The organism is Marinomonas shanghaiensis, assembly GCF_003259175.1.
GTDB classification, from domain to species: domain Bacteria; phylum Pseudomonadota; class Gammaproteobacteria; order Pseudomonadales; family Marinomonadaceae; genus Marinomonas; species Marinomonas shanghaiensis.
The window spans coordinates 214,338-233,319 of record NZ_QGOK01000006.1; the positions used below are offsets into that span (position 1 = coordinate 214,338).

Consider the following 18,982-nt stretch of genomic DNA (forward strand, 5'->3'; position numbering starts at 1 on the left):
TCTTAGCGTGCGATACTGTTGTTATTCCATGGTAGAGTGTCAGTACTACAATGTAGATTTTAGGCGATAAAGGGCGTTTATAGCGTCTAATGGTGTCATGTTATCCAAATCTAGCGCTTCAATGGCGTCTTTTAAGACGTTTTGTTCTGCCTGAGCAAACATATCGACCTGAAGCGGTTGATAACCGCCTTTGTTCTCCTGAATTTTTTTCTTACTCTTTGTGGGCTGTGAAGTGGCTGGCGCCGCGTGTTCAGTGCTATCAAGATCAATGCCTGTGACGACTTCCAATTCCTTTAGTTTTTGCTTGGCGTGTCCTATAACATCACGAGGAACCCCTGCTAATTGGGCAACTTGCAAGCCATATGATTGACTGGCAGGGCCTTCATGAACCTTATGCAGAAAGACGATTTCATCTTCGTACTCTGTGGCGGTTAAATGCACATTGGCGGCGTTTTCTAGTTGGTCTGCTAGTGTGGTGAGTTCAAAATAATGCGTGGCGAACAAAACGTAGCATTTTAGCTTGTTGGCTAAATAGTCGACCGCTGCCCAAGCTAGGGAAAGGCCATCAAAGGTACTGGTGCCTCGTCCTACTTCATCCATTAACACTAGGCTGTGCTTACTGGCATTATTAAGAATGTTGGCGGTTTCTGTCATTTCCACCATGAAGGTTGAGCGACCGCCAGCAAGATCATCTGATGAACCCATACGTGTAAAGATTCGATCTACCACGGATATGGACGCAGATTCCGCTGGAACAAAACATCCCGTATGAGCCAATAGTGTGATTAACGCGATTTGGCGCATATAAGTGGATTTACCGCCCATATTAGGACCAGTAATCATTAATAGTGAGCGTTGCTCATTGAGGTCCAGATCGTTGGGAACAAAAGGATCTGAGATAACCGACTCAACTACCGGATGACGACCGCCGATAATGTGAATGCCGCCGCGATTGTGTAGTTCTGGACAGGTAAAGTTAAGGGCATCGGCTCGTTTTGCAAAATTGTTTAGCACATCAAGTTGTGCCAAAGCTTGGCTGGTGGTTTGTAATTCCCCTAATACAGCATTTAACTGGTCAAGCAATGCCTCATAGAGCTCTTTTTCTCGTGCAAGGGATTTAGATTTTGCACTGAGCGCCTTGTCTTCAAACGCTTTGAGTTCTGGCGTGATAAAACGTTCTGCATTTTTCAATGTTTGACGGCGGACGTATTCCACCGGTGCTTGGTCTGAATGAAGGCGACTAATTTCAATGTAATAACCATGGACTCGGTTAAACCCGACTTTTAAGGAGCTAATCCCAGTGCGCGCTTTTTCGCTGCGTTCCATTTCGGCAAGAAAGTCGGTGGCGTTGGTGGATAAAGCCAATAGTTCATCTAGCGCTTCATCATAGCCTTTAGCAAAGATACCACCATCGCGGACAACCGATGGTGGGTTTTCAACAAGGGCTTTGGCTAAGGTCTCAGTAATATTGGGTTGTGCGATAACACGCTGATTGAGTTCTTGGAGTCGCTCAGAGGTTGCGCTTAATAATAACTCATTGATCTCCGGTGCCGCTTCGAGAGCAAATCTTAGGCGCAGTAAGTCTCTCGGGCGAGCCGAGCGCAGCGCCACTCGAGATAAGATACGCTCTACATCGCCCACTTTTTTCAGTGGGGCATCAAAGGTGTTGTAAGTATGACTCTCACGTAACTCAGCAACCACTTGTTGACGAGCTTGAATTTCATTCAGATCACGAATAGGTGTATGTAACCAGCGTTTTAACAAACGACTGCCCATTGGTGTCGCGCATTCATCTAAAACACTCACTAATGTGTTGCTTGTGCCACCCGTTAAATTGATGTCGATTTCTAAATTACGTCGAGTCGCCCCATCAATCAGGACTGAGTCATCTTTATGTTCAACCATAATAGATTGAATGTGCGGCAAGGCAGAGCGTTGGGTGTCTTTGGCGTATTGCAGTAAAGCCCCAGCGGACGCAATAGCGGCGGTGAGAGATTCACAGCCAAAACCAGATAAATCTTTGGTGTTAAATTGTTGAATAAGTTGGCGATAGCTGGATTCATAATCGAAATGCCAAGGGCCAAGTTCAGCAATGCCTTTTTCCAGTTTTAATGTTTTGCGTGCGGGAAAGTCTTCTGAAATTAAAATTTCTCTTGGCGATAAACGTTGCAGCTCACTAGAGAGGGCTTCATGGCCATCGACTTCAAATAAACAAAAGCGACCACTGGCCATGTCTAAATAGGAGAAACCAAAGATATCCAAGCCTTTGCGCGATTGATGGGCAAGGGATAGCAAAAGATTCTCGCGTTTTTCTTCAAGAAAGGCTTCATCACTGATGGTGCCAGGGGTGACAATACGAGCAATTTGGCGCTCAACTGGGCCTTTACTGGTAGCCGGATCGCCTGTTTGTTCGGCAACCACAACCGATTCCCCCATGCGAACCAAGCGTGCAATGTAGTTTTCGGCAGCATGGAAGGGAATCCCGGCCATTGGAATTGGCATGCCACCTGAGTGGCCTCGAGCTGTGAGGGTGATATCAAGCAACTGAGACGCCCGTTTGGCGTCATCGTAGAAAAGCTCGTAAAAATCTCCCATGCGATAAAATAGCAGTTGGTTCGGATGCTGTGACTTAAGGCCGAAGTATTGGCGCATCATAGGCGTATGGTTATCTGCTGGTGTTTTGCTCATCTGGGAAAGCTCGATTGTGATCCAAAAAATAGAGGGGTATTCTACGGGATATTTTCCAAGGATTTAAGGGATAATGATAATGAATCCAATGCAAAAAATGACACATGCGGCACAACAAGCCGCAGCGCTCTTACAAACAAGGGGGCAGTTACTTGTTACAGCAGAGTCTTGCACTGGCGGCTTAATTGGCGCGGTATGCACGGAAATAGCAGGCAGCTCGACATGGTTTTTTGGTGGTGTGATCAGTTACGCCAATGAAGCTAAGATGCGCGGTTTGTCAGTTAAAGAAGAAACCCTGTCAGCCTTTGGGGCCGTGTCCGCACAAACTGTGACAGAGATGTGTGCCGGTGCTTTGCAGCTTGGGGGGAATATTGCGGTGGCGGTAAGTGGTGTGGCTGGCCCTGCTGGTGGCTCAGATGACAAACCAGTAGGGTGTGTTTATATTGGTTGGCAACGGCTTGGTGAAGCAGCCAAAGTAGAGCGATTTCAGTTTTCTGGAGATCGTCAGGCGGTAAGAGAGGCGACGGTTTTAGCGGCGCTTCATGGTGTAAAGCGGATGCTTGAAAGTGATGAAAAATAATACTGTTTTTATATACAGTATTTCTTGAGATTACCTAAAAAAAACGCTAGAGTTACCGACAACGATAGTTAATCACACTGAAAAGTAGCCACAAGGAATTCACTATGTCTTCTATTGCAGACAACAAGAAAAAGGCGCTAGACGCAGCGCTGTCTCAAATCGAGCGTCAATTTGGTAAAGGCGCCATCATGAAGATGGGCGAAGGTGCCAAGCTTGATATTGATACCGTTTCTACTGGATCGTTAGGTCTGGATATTGCACTAGGTGCAGGTGGTCTTCCTTATGGCCGTATTTGTGAAATTTATGGACCAGAGTCTTCTGGTAAAACAACACTAACATTGAGTGTGATTGCCGAAGCGCAAAAACAAGGTAAGACATGTGCATTTATCGATGCGGAGCACGCTTTAGACCCTTCTTATGCAGAAAAACTGGGTGTAAATATTGCGGACCTTTTGATTTCTCAGCCAGATACGGGTGAGCAAGCGCTTGAAATCGTTGACATGTTGGTACGTTCTAACAGTGTTGATGTGGTGATTGTGGATTCTGTGGCGGCTTTGGTGCCTAAGTCTGAGATTGAAGGTGAAATGGGCAGCTCCTCTGTTGGTGTTCAAGCTCGTTTGCTATCTCAAGCAATGCGCAAATTAACGGGTTCTATTAAGAACGCAAATTGCCTTGTTATCTTTATCAACCAAATTCGTATGAAAATTGGTGTGATGTTTGGTTCTCCAGAAACAACAACGGGCGGCAACGCACTGAAGTTCTACTCTTCCGTTCGCTTGGATATTCGTCGCATTGGCTCGGTGAAACAGGGCGATGAGGTGATTGGTAATGAGACTCGCGTTAAAGTGGTGAAGAACAAAATTGCACCGCCATTCAAGCAAGCTGAATTCCAAATCATGTACGGCGCTGGTATTTACCGTATGGGCGAAGTGATCGATTTGGGTGTTAAGCAAGGCTTTGTCGACAAGGCTGGTGCTTGGTATGCCTATAATGGTAATAAAATTGGCCAGGGTAAAGCCAATGCTGCTCAATTTTTAGCGGATAATCCAGAAATGGCAAAAGAGATTGAAGCAAAAATTCGTGAAGATCTTCTGCCTAAAACGGCGAAAGCCGATGGCAAAGCGAATGCTAAAGAGGCGAAAGACACTGAAGTTGAAAAAGATGAAGATGTCGAGCAACTTGATTTCTAAACTGGATTTTTAAACACAGTATCCTTAAAAGCAGACCTAGCGTCTGCTTTTTTGTTTTTACGAATAAGGCTTCTGTGTAAAGTTTATTGGTGTGTTTAAAACTATTCTTCTATGATGACCTATTTATATTAGGTATTAACGGGACGATCATCATGTTGATTGGGCAATGGTTGCTTATTTTATTGAGCGTACTTTTTTTTGGCCTCTTTCTTTTTGTTTTTTTGCGTTACTTATCGTTGAAAAAAAAGGCGTTAGCGCTAGGCATTACTCAAAAGGACGTGTTTATTCAGCAGGATGATAGCCTACAAACCCCGTCTACCGAAGAAACATCGCAATGGTTAGCCTTATTAAAACAGCAGCAATATATCTGCACTCAGCTTACCGAGGAATTGCCAAAGTCTGATTTTCAAGGGCGAGCGGCTTTATCGTGTTGGGCTATCTTTTTAGAGATAGAAATCCACATTATTGAACAATCTATTCCGCATTCTGATGTGGTTGGGTTATTAGACGCTTTTAAAGGGATTTTGGATAAGGTGGATAGAGCTCAAGAAATTGATGATCTGTTGAAATCATTAAAGGTGAATCAATCTTTATTAAGCGAGTTAAATAAAGTGATTCAAAAAACGGGTGATAAGGTTTTTGCTCAAGTCAATATTACTTCTGAGTTAAATGCCCAGCTCAGTACGCTGCAAAGCCAGTTGGCAGCAGAAGCGGAACTCGATGAATCGCTTGCTGCGCTAAGGGCTCAAATGGCGAGTATGTGTGAGTTTGTTGAGCGATTAAAGCTTCATTTAGCTGAGGTAAAGCAAGAAGCCAACAGTGCCTTGTATGTTGAAGCGATTGAGACGTTTTTAGAGGGAATGGATCAATCGATTTTTTTAGATTCCGTGCGTTCAGAGTTACACGATAAAGTCTCGGATTTAAAGCAATTGGCATTGCACCAAAACGCGATTATGGTTGAGTTAAAGGAGCAGGTTCGCAAAGCGAGGGCAGGTCATGAAGGAGACGGTAGGCATGTTGGTGTCTATGACATTTACATTGTTAGACTGGAAAAGGCGCTGTTGGAAAGTAGTCGAGTGGTTAAGCGATTAGAGAAAAAATTAGAAAGCTTACAGACCATTAAATACAACCTCAATATTGATGTTATTAAGCGAGATGAAGCGCTTAAGCAGAAACACGCTTTGTTGCAGAAAAAGGATGTGAATACTCAGCAAAATACCGATATATATGATGTATTTGATGAAGAAAGAAGCACGATGAAGAATATGGAAGACCTGCTTTATCAAGATTCATTCACCGAAGAGTCAGATTCATTTGCGAGCGAACAAGCTTCGAAGCTAAGTTCTTTGCGTCAGATGGTTAATGAATCTGAGTTATATGTAGAGATGCTTGAACGCGATCTGGATAAAGCTCGGGCGTTACGTGAAAGTCTAGAACATAAATTGCTTCACCCTGAATCAATAGAGGGGACTGCTGACAATGACGCGGACGTCATGGCTAGCCAAGACTTGGAAGAGTTTGAGAACCTTAAAGAAGTGAATACGGAATTAGAGGAAGAGCGTAAGCGTCTTGAAGCTGCTCTGTATGATGGACAAGTTCAGGCTGCTGAATTTATAAAATTACAGAAAAAAATTGAAGAGCTAGACGATAAAATAGCATTAACACAAAAAAACTATGTTGAGATGGAGGAACGTTATGTTGCTGCTTTGATGGCAAAAGGAGCAGACACATAAACAATCTATATGACGACAAAAACGAGTTACTGTCTTAGCGGCATGACGGTTTAACTTTCGTCAGACTCAGAAACAGCGTATTTAATCTGTTCAAAATTGAATCCTCGATATTGAAGGTAGCGTGATTGCTTTGCCTTCTCTTTGAAATCTTCACTGATTTCGTTACCGAATTTTCTCTCCTTGAGTTGTTTTGCTAATGCAAACCAATCCACATCGGCATTGGCAATGGTGGATTTAGCCAGTTCACTGCTGATGCCTTTCTGCATTAATTCCTGTGAAATTCGGCTTGCACCAAGTGGTTTGCTTAGTCGGCTTCGGACAAAGATTTCGGCAAAGCGCTCGTCGTTGAGATAGTTCATTTCTTCAAGACGTTCAATGGTCGCGCGGATGTCTTCTTCCTCGTGTCCTCGTGTTTTTAATTTGCTTATCAGCTCTTTTTTACTGTGTTCTCGGTGGCTTAGTAGCGACAAGGCTTGGTCAAATATAGATGTCTGATGTTCTTTCATGTTTGCCTCTGTGCTTATCGTGACTAGGTGTCTATTTTATCAGCTGGATGAAGTTTTTACATTTCATTTATAATTAACTTTGTTTTTGTGTTTTTTTAGTTTTTTATTCTTGATTATATAAGTAAATAAGATGATAAAACTGCATATCTTGTGTGAATATGGGCAATATGACTTTGTCTTTATTTGAGGTTTTTCTATGCGTGTTTGCGTGTTGGGTGCGGGTGTTGTTGGTTTGACGTCAGCTTATTATTTGGCGAAAAAAGGCTTTGAAGTAACGGTAATTGATCGCCAAGAAGGGGTGGCGTTAGAGACCAGTTTTGCTAATGCAGGGCAGATTTCTCCTGGTTACTCTGCGCCTTGGGCTGCACCAGGTATTCCTCTTAAGGCGATAAAATGGCTGATGCAAAAACACGCGCCGTTAAAAGTCAGCGCAGATCCTGAGCTAAAAAAACTCGCTTGGATGGGCAAAATGTTGGCAAACTGCAATGAAAAATCCTATGACGTCAATAAGTCTCGTATGGTTGCCTTGGCTGAATACAGTCGCGATCAGTTTATCGCTATGCGCAAAGAGATTGGCATTAAGTACGATGACGGTCAGGGTGGATTAACTCAACTTTTCCGTAAAGACGAGCAAGTTGAAGCGTCTGAAAAAGATATCAAGGTACTAAAAGCTTTAAATGTGCCTCATCAAGTATTAACGCCCACACAGATTCTAGAGGTTGAACCTGGCTTAACTCCCGTTATTCACAAGTTTAAGGGCGGGCTTCGTTTAGTTGGGGATGAAACAGGAGATTGTTTTGTTTTTTGCCAAGAGTTGAAGAAACACTGCGATGCTTTAGGTGTGACATTTAAATTTGGCGCGGCGATTGAACGTTTGGTTGTAGAAGGTGGTAAAATACGCGCGGTTAAAACGGATCAGGGTGACTTTGAGTTTGATAATGTCTTGGTGTCCATGGGCAGTTATTCAAAAGAGTTGCTTAAGGCGATCGATATTTCTATTCCTGTTTACCCAGTGAAAGGGTATTCCTTAACGGTGCCAATTACCGATTCGCAGTTCGCGCCTATTTCTACCGTGATGGATGAGACCTATAAGGTGGCCGTGACGCGATTGGGTGGTCGTATTCGGGCTGCTGGGACCGCGGAGCTGAATGGTTACAATCTTGATCTACCTAAGGTACGCACAGAAACCATTACTCATGTTGTTCACGATTTATTCAATCAAGGCTGTGAATTGTCACAAGCGGACTATTGGACAGGGCTTCGTCCCATGACACCAGATGGTACGCCTGTTGTTGGTCGCACAGGTGTTGATGGTTTGTATTTAAACACTGGGCACGGAACATTAGGTTGGACAATGAGTTGCGGTTCGGCGGCCGTGATTGCGGATATTATGTCTGGCGATAAGACTGAGATCGATTCACAAGACCTTTCTGTGCAACGTTATAAGTAATAGCCGGTTTTAAAAGTTTAAGGGGCAAAAATGGCAAGGCCACTCACGGCAACGGTAGATTTGGAAGCGATTCTGCAAAACTATCGTTATGCAAAAAAATTACAGCCAACTTGTAAAGCGTTTGCGGTGGTTAAGAGCAATGCATACGGGCATGGTGCGGTTGAAGTATCGCGTTATCTAGACAAAGAGGTGGATGCTTTTGCAGTGGCAGCCATTGAGGAGGCTATTGCTTTACGTGAGGCGGGTGTTGTGTCGCCTATTTTGTTGCTGGAAGGCGTATTTGAAGGCGAAGAGTGGGCTCTGTGTGAAAAGCATGGCTTTTGGTCTGCTTTAGAAAATGCTCAGCAGCTTGATGAATTACAAGCCAGTCACGCCAAAATCGAGAAGATTTTCTTGAAGCTGGATTCAGGAATGCATCGACTCGGTGTGGATAAAGAAGCGGCGCCTGTGTTTGTTGCGGCACTAAAAGACAGTGGTCAAGTGGGAGAGGTGGTTCTAATGACACACTTTGCTTGCGCCGATGATCTATCTGACTTAACGACGATGCAACAGTTAGCGTATTTCGAGCAAACTCGTCAATCGATTGGGGATATTGAGGCCAGTGTAGCGAACTCTGCCGCGATTATGAAATGGAGTGTGCCTGAAGGTGGTTGGATTCGTCCAGGTATCATGTTGTATGGTATTTCACCTTTTGCTGAAGTAAGTGGGCGAGCCATAGGCCTGCGCCCTGCGATGACATTGTCGTCGAAAGTGATTTCGACCCGCAAACTGAAACAAGGCGATCGAGTCGGTTATGGTCTTGGTTATGTTGCGGCAGAAGATCATGTACTGGCAACGGTTGCTGTGGGGTACGGTGATGGTTATCCGCGTCACGCGGTAAACGGCACGCCGTTGCAAATTGATGGAAAACCTGCCTGTTTAGCGGGTCGAGTCTCCATGGATATGATTACGGTGCGCATGCAAGATTCTGCCGTGGAGCCTGCAATGGGTCAGGAAGTGGTGTTGTGGGGTGGGGATGTGCCCGTTGAAGAAGTGGCGGATTATGCCGGCACTATCGGTTATGAACTGGTGACTCGTATGACAGCAAGACCGCATTATCGCTATGTTCGCGGTGAACACGCTTAGTAATACCTTCCTAGAAATACTAAGCAAAAGTAGGTTTACACCAGTAAATCCTACTTTTGCTTAAGTTATGCACAAAATAAGCGTTAAAATACGACGGTTTCTTTTGAAAATACCCATCCTTTGCGTGTACTATTTTGTGCTTTTCGTTGCATCGAGTCGGCACGAGTTAATCTGCCATTCACGCAATCCAATTCGTCCAGAAAAATAGAGATAGAGACTCATCCCATTATGAAGAGTTCTGAGTTACGCCAGTCATTTTTATCGTACTTTGAAAGTAAGCAGCATCAGGTTGTGGAATCCAGCTCATTGGTTCCTGGAAATGATCCTACCTTGCTATTTACCAACGCTGGCATGGTCCAGTTTAAAGATGTGTTTTTGGGCGAGGATATTCGCCCATACTCACGCGCAACAACGTCTCAACGTTGTGTTCGAGCGGGTGGTAAACACAATGACTTAGAAAACGTCGGTTATACCGCACGTCACCATACTTTCTTTGAAATGTTGGGTAACTTCAGCTTTGGCGATTATTTCAAAAAAGACGCGATTCATTACGCTTGGGAGTTTCTTACTGTTGTTTTAAAACTGCCAACAGAAAAACTGTTGGTAACGGTTTACGCTGAAGACGATGAAGCCTTCGATATCTGGAATAAAGATATTGGCTTGCCAGTTGAGAAAATCATTCGTATTGGTGACAACAAAGGTGGTCGTTACCAGTCTGATAATTTCTGGGCGATGGGTGACACAGGTCCTTGTGGTCCTTGTTCTGAAGTTTTCTATGATCATGGCGAGCATATCTGGGGTGGCCCTCCAGGGTCTGCTGAAGAAGATGGCGACCGCTTCATTGAAATCTGGAACGTGGTTTTCATGCAGTTCAATCGTTCTGCCGATGGCCATATGGCGCCCCTGCCTAAACCTTCTGTAGATACGGGAATGGGTTTAGAGCGCATTGCCGCCATTTTGCAAGGTGTTCACAGTAACTACGAAATCGATTTGTTCCAAAATCTAATTAAAGCCGCAGCGCAAGTGGTGGGTACTGACGATCTGAGTGCTCAGTCTCTACGCGTCATTGCTGACCACATTCGTTCTTGTTCCTTCATGATTGTCGATGGTGTGATTCCATCTAATGAAGGTCGTGGTTATGTGTTGCGTCGTATTATTCGTCGCGCGATTCGTCACGGCAACAAGCTAGGACAAAAAGGCGTGTTCTTCCATAAATTGGTTGAAGCGCTTGACATTGAAATGGGTGAAGCTTATCCAGAGCTCACTAAGTTGAAGGAGCGTGTGGCTTCTATTCTATTAAAAGAAGAAGAGCAGTTTGCGAAAACCCTTGATCAAGGAATGAAGATTCTTGAAGAAGTGATTTCTGAACTTGGTGATCAAAAAGTGATTCCGGGTGAGACGGTTTTCAAGCTTTTCGATACTTATGGTTTCCCTGCGGATTTAACCAATGACGTGGCTCGTGAAAATGATCTGGAGATAGACGAGGCTGGATTTGAAGTGGCGATGGACGCACAGCGTGCTCGTGCGCGTTCAGCCAGTAATTTCTCTATGGATATGTCGAGCGGCGTTAAGTTAGATTCTGTGACTGAGTTTACCGGATACGAGAATCTAAACGGCACGTGTGAAGTTGAGATGATCCTTGTGGATGGCGAGTCCGTTGACGCTATTGAAGCGGGTCAGACTGCTGCTGTCATTTTGAAGGCGACACCTTTTTATGCGGAATCGGGTGGTCAAGTTGGTGACCAAGGTTGGTTACGTGGTGCGGGCGCGTTCAAAGTATCTAACACGACGAAGCAAGCAAAAGCGCATTTGCACTATGGTGAGTTAAAAGAAGGTCGTCTGGCAGTAGGGGATCAAGTCACGGGTGAAGTAGATCGTACCTTACGTATGGCGACCACATTAAACCATTCTGCGACACATTTAATGCACGAAGCCTTACGTCGTGTATTAGGCGATCATGTTTCGCAAAAAGGCTCTTTGGTGAATTCTGAGCGTTTGCGCTTTGACTTTTCGCATTTTGAAGGGGTTAGTGCGACGGAAATTGAGCAAATAGAAGACATGGTCAACGAGCAAATTCGCTTAAACCGCCCTGTAGAAACTGACATTATGGACGTTGAGTCAGCGAAAGCAAAAGGCGCCATGGCGTTGTTTGGCGAGAAATACGACAGCGAAGTGCGTGTATTGACGATGGGCGCAGATTACTCAATCGAGTTATGTGGCGGTACTCATGTTAGTCGTACGGGTGATATCGGTTTCTTTAAAATTATTGCTGAGAGCGGTATTGCTGCGGGCGTTCGTCGTATTGAAGCCGTGACAGGTAAAGTGGCAATTGATACAACGCGCCAGACTGAATCTGTGCTGGATGGCATTGCGAGTCTTGTTAAAGGCAATAAAGACAGTGTGTTAGACAAGGTGGTTGCCTTAAACGATCATGCGCGCAGCTTGCAAAAAGAGTTGGATGTATTGAAAGGCAAGATGGCCGCATTGGCGGGCGCCGATTTGGCTTCTCAAGCCGTGGACATCAACGGTGGTAAACTGTTGGTCGCTCAAGTTGAAGTGGAAGATCCTAAAGCGTTACGCGATTTGTTGGATGAATTGAAAAGCAAGCTTGAGTCCGCTGTCATTTTATTGGCTGCGGTGAACGATGGTAAAGTGAACTTGATTGCTGGTGTGACCAAAGAACTGACTAAAAATGTGAAGGCTGGTGATTTGATTAAGATGATTGCGCCTTATGTTGATGGTAAAGGTGGTGGTCGTCCTGATATGGCTCAAGCGGGTGGCAACAACCCAGATGGTTTGCTAGAGGCGCTTGCGTTGGTGCCTGATTGGGTTGCTGAAAGGGTATAACTTGATTGGTTCTGTCTGAGCTTCGATTTGGGCTCTCTTGACTTAAATAATGGAAAAATTATGGCGCTGTTAGTTCAAAAATACGGTGGCACTTCGGTTGGCACGATAGAGCGTATTGAAGCCGTTGCGGATCGAGTGTTGAAGCATAAGCAACAAGGTGACGACATAGTTGTCGTCGTTTCTGCTATGAGTGGGGAAACCAATAGACTGATCGATCTTGCAAAGCGCATTGATGCGTCACCAAGCGCTCGAGAAATGGATGTGCTGTTATCAACAGGAGAGCAGGTTACAATTGCACTGTTGTCGATCGCACTGATGAAGCGTGGTCTAGATGCTCGCTCTTATACCGGTTCACAGATCCGCATTACCACTGACAACGCTCATGGCAAGGCGCGTATTCAAAAAATTGATACTGAAGCGATGCGTGCGGATTTGGACGCTGGTCGAGTCATCGTTGCGGCCGGTTTTCAGGGCGCAGATGAGTTTGGCAATATCACGACATTAGGTCGCGGCGGATCTGATACGACAGGCGTTGCTCTAGCGGCGGCGTTAAAGGCAGATGAATGTCAAATCTACACGGACGTAGACGGTGTTTATACTACCGATCCTCGTGTAGTAGATAGTGCACGACGTTTGGATAAAATTACCTTTGAGGAAATGCTGGAAATGGCCAGTTTAGGCTCTAAGGTATTGCAAATTCGTTCTGTGGAATTTGCGGGAAAATATCAAGTGCCACTTAGGGTGCTATCCAGTTTTGTTGAAGGTGAAGGTACATTGATTACTACTGAGGGGGTTAAGGGTATGGAACAGCCAGCGGTTTCTGGAATTGCGTTCAATAGAGACGAAGCGAAATTAACCCTGAAAAGGGTGCCTGACATCCCAGGTATTGCCTCGCGTATTCTTGGTCCTATCAGTGATGCCAATATTGAAGTGGATATGATAGTGCAAAACGTTTCAGTGGATGGTACGACTGATTTTACCTTTACGGTGCATCGCAACGAATACGATAAAGCGTTGTCAACGCTGAATTTGATTGCTGAAGAGCTGGGGGCAAGTGCGGTCTTGTCTGATGCAAAAATTGCTAAGGTATCTATTGTTGGCGTGGGCATGCGTTCTCATGCTGGTGTTGCCAGTACCATGTTCAAAGCACTAGCGGCTGAGTCGATCAATATTCAGTTGATATCCACTTCTGAAATCAAAGTGTCTGTCATTATTGATGAAAAATACATGGAATTAGCCGTTCGTGCCTTGCATTCTGCGTTCAAATTAAGTGATGCAACACCGGAAGTGAGAGAAGCGTAACATTTGGATACATAAAAGCCTTAATTAATGGATAGTTTAATTTTTATTGAGAGGCTACAATTACTTTTGTAGGAATTGCCTTACAAGACTTGTCGGGTAATTCTTCTTAATAAATGTTGAAAGCTATTACAGGGAGATATTCTTATGCTTATTCTAACTCGTCGTGTCGGTGAAACTTTAATGGTTGGTGATGAAGTTTCTGTCACTGTATTAGGTGTAAAAGGGAATCAAGTGCGTATTGGTATTAATGCGCCGAAAGATGTGTCTGTTCACCGTGAAGAAATCTATCTTCGCATTCAAAAAGAACAAGACGATCAAATTTCTGAAGATTAATTTTTAAAAAAACCTTTACAAGACAAATGTGTCGTATATAATGCGCCCCACTTGTTACGGAGAGTTGGCCGAGTGGCCGAAGGCGCTCCCCTGCTAAGGGAGTATGGGGTGAAACTCATCGAGGGTTCGAATCCCTCACTCTCCGCCATTTCAAGTTTGTCTTTTTAGAGACTATCCTCTCTAAGTTAAAAGATAAAAATTGTGATGCACCCGTAGCTCAGCTGGATAGAGTACTCGGCTACGAACCGAGCGGTCAGAGGTTCGAATCCTCTCGGGTGCACCATTTTAAAACAATTCAAAGCTATCCACTTTGATTTGTTAGTCGTGAAAATATTGCTATGCACCCGTAGCTCAGCTGGATAGAGTACTCGGCTACGAACCGAGCGGTCAGAGGTTCGAATCCTCTCGGGTGCACCAATATCAAATAATGATTTTGAGCAGTCCTCTTTAAATCATAGATCAAAAGCAATCATTGCTACGCACCCGTAGCTCAGCTGGATAGAGTACTCGGCTACGAACCGAGCGGTCAGAGGTTCGAATCCTCTCGGGTGCACCATTATTCTACTTCCCAAATCTACGCACTTTCGAAAACCTATTTTTTTATTAAACTCACCTATCTTGTTTCGTTTTCAGATCTCTATGTATGTTCTTGCTATGATGTCTTCGAATGTCTTTATGATTTCGTATGTGCTTTTACAGCGTCGTAGAGTGTGAAGATTCTCTTGAACTTCTTCAAAGCCAAATCTCAAATGCCCGCACCATTGTTTTAGTCTGCCTAGCGTGTCCGTATCGTTGCAATATTTTTGTAGCTCTGTGCTATAGCTGGCAAAAAGTGTTTTAAGGAGTGCTTTATCTATCGTGTTCACATGTCCGTTTAGTTGCTCTCTTATTTGTTGGAAGACAAATGGGTTGTTGAGTGAGCCTCGGCCGATCATAAAGTGCTGGCAGCCTGTGATTGATTGGCAGCGTAAGAGTGATTCGATGTCTACTATGTCGCCATTCGCAACCACTGTCATGCTTGTTTTATCTTGAATTTCACCTATTTTTTCCCATCTTGCTGGTGGTTTGTAGCCATCTTTCTTAGTACGTCCATGGATTGTTAAAGTGCTAACCCCTGCGGCTTCAATAGCGGCCACATTATCAAACAATAATGCTTCATCTTCGAAGCCTAAGCGGATTTTTGCCGATACCGGTATTTCGTTAGGAAGCGTTATCCGAATGGCATTCATGATGCTGTAAAGAGCATCTGGTGTTTGCAGTAGTACTGACCCACCGCCATGTCCGTTAACACGTTTGGCTGGACATCCGAAATTGACGTCAATATGAGTGGCTCCAGCCTGTATAGCATTCAATGCACTTTCTGCCATAAGCTCTGCATTGCTGCCCAGTAGTTGAGTGTGAACAGGGTGGTTGTGAGTGGTTCTTGCTTGGGTTGTATTTTCAGGGACGAGGCGCTTGAACGCTGTGATAGGTATTGGGTGTTGAGTGACTCTAATAAACTCGGAGACGAGATAGTCCATGCCGCCAATTTTTGATAGGAGATTTCTCATTGTATGATCCATGACGCCTTCCATGGGGGCTACTGCCAGTACAATGTGTTCGTTATTTGTTGTTTTTTTCAAGGTGTGTGATGTTTTTGGGGAAATGTTCACGAAATAAGTCTAACTGTTATGCAAAAAAAATATGAAACTGTTCTGGTTTGTGGTAAAAATTAACCATCAAAGTAAACAATGCTATTGGTTGTGCATCTGATCACATTAGATGAGTACAAACAAGGCGATAACAAAGGTGTCGATGTTATGGGTGGGTTGCTAGAAGATGGTTTTGGCTTGATGGTGCTAGGAATGGGGTTTGTTTTTCTGTTTTTAGTGATTTTGATTTATGCCACAAGTTATATGTCTCGTTTACTCAATCATTTCTTTCCTGAGTTGCCCCCCGTCTCAGCACCGAGTGCAACGCCTAAACCTAGTGACAAATCGGTTGTTGATGCCAAATTGGCAGCGGTTATTACGGCAGCAGTGCATCAGCATAGAAACAATCAAAAACATTAACTTTTCATTCTAACTTTCTTGATCTATTTGAGGCTGAAATATGACAACAACTAAGCAACCTCTAGGCATTACTGATGTCGTTCTGCGTGATGCTCATCAATCTTTATTTGCAACGCGTATGCGTATTGACGATATGCTTCCCATTGCTGAAAAACTGGATCAAGTTGGTTTCTGGTCGCTTGAATCGTGGGGCGGGGCAACATTTGATGCCTGTATTCGTTTTATCGGAGAGGATCCTTGGGAACGTATCCGAGAGCTGAAAAAAGCGATGCCTAACACACCTCAGCAAATGCTATTGCGTGGTCAGAATCTTCTTGGCTATCGTCATTATGCGGATGATGTGGTGAATAAGTTTGTTGAGCGTGCGGCGTTTAATGGTGTGGATGTGTTTCGAATTTTTGATGCGATGAATGATCCGCGTAATTTAGAAACAGCGATTAAAGCAGTTAAGCAGCAAGGTAAGCATGCCCAAGGGACAATCTCCTATACAAAGAGTCGTGTTCATACCACTCAAAATTGGGTGGATTATGCCAAAAGACTTGAGGATATGGGGGCGGATTCCATCGCGATCAAAGACATGTCTGGCATTTTGACGCCATACGATGCCTTTGAGTTGGTGGGCTTGTTAAAAGCTCAAACTCAGCTGGAGGTGCAATTGCATGCCCATGCTACCTCTGGTTTGTCTGATATGACGATATTGAAGGCCGTTGAGGCGGGCGTGGATCGAGTTGATACTGCTATTTCTTCAATGTCTATGACTTACGGTCATAGTGCGACAGAATCGGTTGTGGCAGCCTTACAAGGTACAGACAGAGATACTGGCTTAGATTTAGAGTTATTAGAAGAAATTGCAGCTTATTTCCGAGAGGTGAGAAAAAAATATGCGAAGTTTGAAGGCTCTCTTCGTGGTACAGATTCTCGTATATTAATCGCTCAAGTACCTGGCGGCATGTTGACTAACATGGAAAGTCAGCTTAGAGAGCAAGGGGCGGCGGATAAATTTGATGACGTATTGAAGGAGATTCCTAAGGTACGCGAAGACTTGGGTTTAATACCACTGGTTACACCCACTTCTCAAATCGTCGGTACTCAGGCTGTTTTAAATGTCTTGACTGGTGAACGCTATAAATCTATTTCAAAAGAAACCGCTGGTATTTTAAAAGGCGAGTATGGCGCGGCTCCTGCAGAGTTTAATAAAGAGTTGCAAGCGCGTGTGTTAGATGGAGCAGAGGCGATTACTTGTCGGCCAGCGGATTTGCTGTCACCTGAGATGGATAAATTAACAGAAGAGCTGCTTGCTCTTTCAAAAGAAAAAAACATCCCACTGTCTGATGATCGGATAGACGATGTCTTAACCTATGCTTTGTTTCCTCAGATAGGGCTTAAGTTTCTGCAAAATCGTGGTGACGCAAGTGCTTTTGAGCCAGCCCCTACTCTAAATGATGTGGAGGATAGTAAGCCCGCGCCAACGGTTTCGTCTGCTGAAGCAAGTGTTTATACCGTGTCTGTTGCGGGGCAAAGTTTTGTCGTGCAGGTATCGGAGGGAGGAGATGTCAGCCATATTCAGCCTGTTACTAATACTCAAAGTGCGTCAGCACAGACATCTTCGTCACCTGCATCCTCAGCTGGAGAGAAGCTACCTTCGCCATTAGCGGGGAATATTTTTAAGATTCTGGTTTCTCCTGGTCAGCAGGTTAATGAGGGTGACACCGTGATGATATTGGAGGCAATGAAAATGGAGACAGAAATTTCTGCGCCAAAATCCGGTGTTATTGGTTCCATTGATGTCAAAGAAGGTGACTCCGTGAAAGTCGGTCAGTCACTTCTTACTTTGTAGGAAAGGAATGAATTGAACATGGAACATAAATTATTAAATCTTTACCATGATACTGGGATCTATCAGCTTGAGCTTGGTCAGTTGCTGATGATCTGTGTCGGCCTGCTGTTAGTGTACTTAGCGATTAAAAAAGGCTTTGAGCCGCTTTTACTTCTGCCTATTGGTATTGGTGCCGTTTTGGTTAATATTCCTGGTGCAGGGTTTATGGCTGCGCCTGTTTATGATGCGACAGGCCATATGGTTTCTCCGGGTGGGCTTCAATACTATATTTATCATGGCGGTATAGAGACGGGCTTGTTCCCGCTGATAATTTTTATGGGGGTTGGCGCGATGACGGACTTCGGTCCTATGCTTGCTAACCCCAAAACGCTACTTCTTGGGGCCGCTGCGCAGTTTGGTATTTTTGCGACCGTCATTGGGGCAGTGCTGCTTGGGGCGTTTGGTATAATGGATTTTACATTAGCTGACGCTGCTGCTATTGGTATCATAGGTGGTGCAGATGGCCCGACCGCTATATTTGTGGCGAGCCGATTAGCACCTGACTTATTGGGGGCGATTGCTGTGGCAGCCTATTCCTACATGGCATTAGTGCCGCTTATTCAGCCACCTATCATGCGAGCGTTAACGACGAAAGAAGAGCGTTCTATTAAAATGGAGCAGCTCAGACCCGTAACCAAGAAAGAGAAAATTGTTTTTCCTATCGTGGTGACTATTCTAGTAGCAATGTTCTTACCTTCTGCGGCGCCCTTACTTGGTATGTTTTGCTTTGGTAACTTGATGCGTGAATGTGGTGTGGTGGATCGATTAAGTGATACGGCGCAAAATGCACTGATCAACATTGTGACGATTTTCCTAGGTTTGGGTGTGGGATCTAAATTGAGCTCCGAAGCTTTTTTGAATCTAGAGACTTTGGGGATTTTGAGTCTGGGGCTAATTGCTTTTTCTATCGGGACAGCATCAGGTGTATTGATGGCGAAGCTGATGAATCGATTCTCCAAAGAGGCTATTAACCCTTTAATTGGGGCGGCTGGTGTATCGGCTGTGCCAATGGCGGCACGAGTTGCCAACAAAATAGGCTTAGAAGCAAACAAGCAAAACTTCTTGTTGATGCATGCCATGGGGCCAAATGTTGCTGGTGTTATCGGTTCGGCGGTTGCTGCAGGGGTCATGCTGAGTTATGTTGGTGGTTAGTGATCAATAAAGACCCTTTAAAAAGACGCCTCGGCGTCTTTTTTATTATTTCGTTATTTAATTATAAAAAAATTAATAAAGTGCTTGCGCTAAAACTTCTAGGCTGTATTATACGCCTCCACTGACACGGACAACGACGCAAACAAGAG

General features: G+C 44.5%; 14 protein-coding genes and 4 tRNA genes. 15 read left to right on the forward strand and 3 right to left on the reverse strand.

Annotation, left to right across the window (positions count from 1 at the left end; all coding sequences use genetic code 11):
• Window positions 1-45: 45 nt before the first annotated feature.
• Window positions 46-2,688, reverse strand: a complete 2,643-nt coding sequence (mutS, locus tag DKT73_RS06850) for a DNA mismatch repair protein MutS (RefSeq protein WP_111637819.1) — start codon at window positions 2,686-2,688, stop codon at window positions 46-48.
• A 79-nt stretch (window positions 2,689-2,767) separates the two neighbouring features.
• On the opposite strand from mutS, the gene DKT73_RS06855 reads away from it, so the two are divergent.
• From DKT73_RS06855 to DKT73_RS06865, 3 genes are all read left to right on the forward strand, one after another.
• A complete protein-coding gene (locus DKT73_RS06855) occupies window positions 2,768-3,268 on the forward strand; it encodes a CinA family protein (RefSeq protein ID WP_111637820.1) in 501 nt (166 codons plus the stop codon).
• Window positions 3,269-3,372: 104 nt separating this feature from the next.
• Window positions 3,373-4,458, forward strand: a complete 1,086-nt coding sequence (gene recA / locus DKT73_RS06860) for a recombinase RecA (protein WP_198666560.1) — start codon at window positions 3,373-3,375, stop codon at window positions 4,456-4,458.
• A 152-nt stretch (window positions 4,459-4,610) separates the two neighbouring features.
• Entirely contained in the window at window positions 4,611-6,191 is a 1,581-nt protein-coding gene (locus DKT73_RS06865; RefSeq protein ID WP_111637821.1) for a coiled-coil domain-containing protein, read from the forward strand.
• 50 nt (window positions 6,192-6,241) lie between these two features.
• On the opposite strand, the gene recX is transcribed toward DKT73_RS06865, so the two are convergent.
• A complete protein-coding gene (recX, locus tag DKT73_RS06870; protein ID WP_111637822.1) occupies window positions 6,242-6,697 on the reverse strand; it encodes a recombination regulator RecX in 456 nt (151 codons plus the stop codon).
• Window positions 6,698-6,893: 196 nt separating this feature from the next.
• Here recX and DKT73_RS06875 point away from each other — a divergent pair, with 196 nt between their 5' ends.
• From DKT73_RS06875 to DKT73_RS06915, 9 genes are all read left to right on the forward strand, one after another.
• Complete coding sequence (locus DKT73_RS06875) at window positions 6,894-8,147, forward strand: D-amino acid dehydrogenase (RefSeq protein ID WP_111637823.1); 1,254 nt, start codon at window positions 6,894-6,896, stop codon at window positions 8,145-8,147.
• A 30-nt stretch (window positions 8,148-8,177) separates the two neighbouring features.
• On the forward strand, window positions 8,178-9,272 hold the full coding sequence (alr, locus tag DKT73_RS06880; RefSeq protein ID WP_111637824.1) for an alanine racemase: 1,095 nt from the start codon (window positions 8,178-8,180) through the stop codon (window positions 9,270-9,272).
• A gap of 228 nt (window positions 9,273-9,500) precedes the next feature.
• Window positions 9,501-12,119, forward strand: coding sequence for an alanine--tRNA ligase (gene alaS, locus DKT73_RS06885; protein WP_111637825.1), 2,619 nt, complete (start codon window positions 9,501-9,503; stop codon window positions 12,117-12,119).
• Between the two features lie 60 nt (window positions 12,120-12,179).
• The gene (locus DKT73_RS06890) at window positions 12,180-13,421 is read left to right on the forward strand and encodes an aspartate kinase (protein ID WP_111637826.1); all 1,242 of its coding nucleotides are present in this window, start codon (window positions 12,180-12,182) and stop codon (window positions 13,419-13,421) included.
• Between the two features lie 144 nt (window positions 13,422-13,565).
• Window positions 13,566-13,754 (forward strand): carbon storage regulator CsrA, encoded by a 189-nt coding sequence (csrA, locus tag DKT73_RS06895; RefSeq protein ID WP_012071293.1) that lies wholly within the window; start codon window positions 13,566-13,568, stop codon window positions 13,752-13,754.
• 58 nt (window positions 13,755-13,812) lie between these two features.
• Window positions 13,813-13,902, forward strand: a tRNA-Ser gene (locus tag DKT73_RS06900).
• Between the two features lie 58 nt (window positions 13,903-13,960).
• Window positions 13,961-14,037: transfer RNA gene (locus DKT73_RS06905), tRNA-Arg, on the forward strand.
• A gap of 57 nt (window positions 14,038-14,094) precedes the next feature.
• A tRNA-Arg gene (locus tag DKT73_RS06910) sits at window positions 14,095-14,171 on the forward strand.
• A gap of 62 nt (window positions 14,172-14,233) precedes the next feature.
• Window positions 14,234-14,310, forward strand: a tRNA-Arg gene (locus DKT73_RS06915).
• 73 nt (window positions 14,311-14,383) lie between these two features.
• Here the strand turns inward: DKT73_RS06915 and DKT73_RS06920 are convergent.
• Complete coding sequence (locus DKT73_RS06920) at window positions 14,384-15,328, reverse strand: tRNA dihydrouridine synthase (RefSeq protein WP_198666562.1); 945 nt, start codon at window positions 15,326-15,328, stop codon at window positions 14,384-14,386.
• 156 nt (window positions 15,329-15,484) lie between these two features.
• Between DKT73_RS06920 and DKT73_RS06925 the strand changes: the two genes are divergently transcribed.
• The 3 genes from DKT73_RS06925 to DKT73_RS06935 are packed head-to-tail and all read left to right on the forward strand — an operon-like array spanning window position 15,485 to window position 18,833.
• Window positions 15,485-15,805, forward strand: coding sequence for an OadG family protein (locus DKT73_RS06925; protein WP_232827807.1), 321 nt, complete (start codon window positions 15,485-15,487; stop codon window positions 15,803-15,805).
• A gap of 40 nt (window positions 15,806-15,845) precedes the next feature.
• Window positions 15,846-17,642 carry a sodium-extruding oxaloacetate decarboxylase subunit alpha gene (oadA, locus tag DKT73_RS06930; RefSeq protein WP_111637828.1) on the forward strand — a complete coding sequence of 599 codons (1,797 nt, stop codon included), beginning with the start codon at window positions 15,846-15,848 and terminating at the stop codon, window positions 17,640-17,642.
• A gap of 18 nt (window positions 17,643-17,660) precedes the next feature.
• Window positions 17,661-18,833 (forward strand): sodium ion-translocating decarboxylase subunit beta, encoded by a 1,173-nt coding sequence (locus DKT73_RS06935; protein ID WP_111637829.1) that lies wholly within the window; start codon window positions 17,661-17,663, stop codon window positions 18,831-18,833.
• Window positions 18,834-18,982 lie beyond the last annotated feature (149 nt).

Excerpts from the sequence above, each read along its gene's own strand:
- mutS (WP_111637819.1), bottom strand. The coding sequence starts at position 2,688 with ATGAGCAAAACACCAGCAGATAACCATACGCCTATGATGCGCCAATAC.
- DKT73_RS06855 (WP_111637820.1), top strand. The coding sequence starts at position 2,768 with ATGAATCCAATGCAAAAAATGACACATGCGGCACAACAAGCCGCAGCG.
- recA (WP_198666560.1), top strand. The coding sequence starts at position 3,373 with ATGTCTTCTATTGCAGACAACAAGAAAAAGGCGCTAGACGCAGCGCTG.
- DKT73_RS06865 (WP_111637821.1), top strand. The coding sequence starts at position 4,611 with ATGTTGATTGGGCAATGGTTGCTTATTTTATTGAGCGTACTTTTTTTT.
- recX (WP_111637822.1), bottom strand. The coding sequence starts at position 6,697 with ATGAAAGAACATCAGACATCTATATTTGACCAAGCCTTGTCGCTACTA.
- DKT73_RS06875 (WP_111637823.1), top strand. The coding sequence starts at position 6,894 with ATGCGTGTTTGCGTGTTGGGTGCGGGTGTTGTTGGTTTGACGTCAGCT.
- alr (WP_111637824.1), top strand. The coding sequence starts at position 8,178 with ATGGCAAGGCCACTCACGGCAACGGTAGATTTGGAAGCGATTCTGCAA.
- alaS (WP_111637825.1), top strand. The coding sequence starts at position 9,501 with ATGAAGAGTTCTGAGTTACGCCAGTCATTTTTATCGTACTTTGAAAGT.
- DKT73_RS06890 (WP_111637826.1), top strand. The coding sequence starts at position 12,180 with ATGGCGCTGTTAGTTCAAAAATACGGTGGCACTTCGGTTGGCACGATA.
- csrA (WP_012071293.1), top strand. The coding sequence starts at position 13,566 with ATGCTTATTCTAACTCGTCGTGTCGGTGAAACTTTAATGGTTGGTGAT.
- DKT73_RS06920 (WP_198666562.1), bottom strand. The coding sequence starts at position 15,328 with ATGGAAGGCGTCATGGATCATACAATGAGAAATCTCCTATCAAAAATT.
- DKT73_RS06925 (WP_232827807.1), top strand. The coding sequence starts at position 15,485 with ATGCTATTGGTTGTGCATCTGATCACATTAGATGAGTACAAACAAGGC.
- oadA (WP_111637828.1), top strand. The coding sequence starts at position 15,846 with ATGACAACAACTAAGCAACCTCTAGGCATTACTGATGTCGTTCTGCGT.
- DKT73_RS06935 (WP_111637829.1), top strand. The coding sequence starts at position 17,661 with ATGGAACATAAATTATTAAATCTTTACCATGATACTGGGATCTATCAG.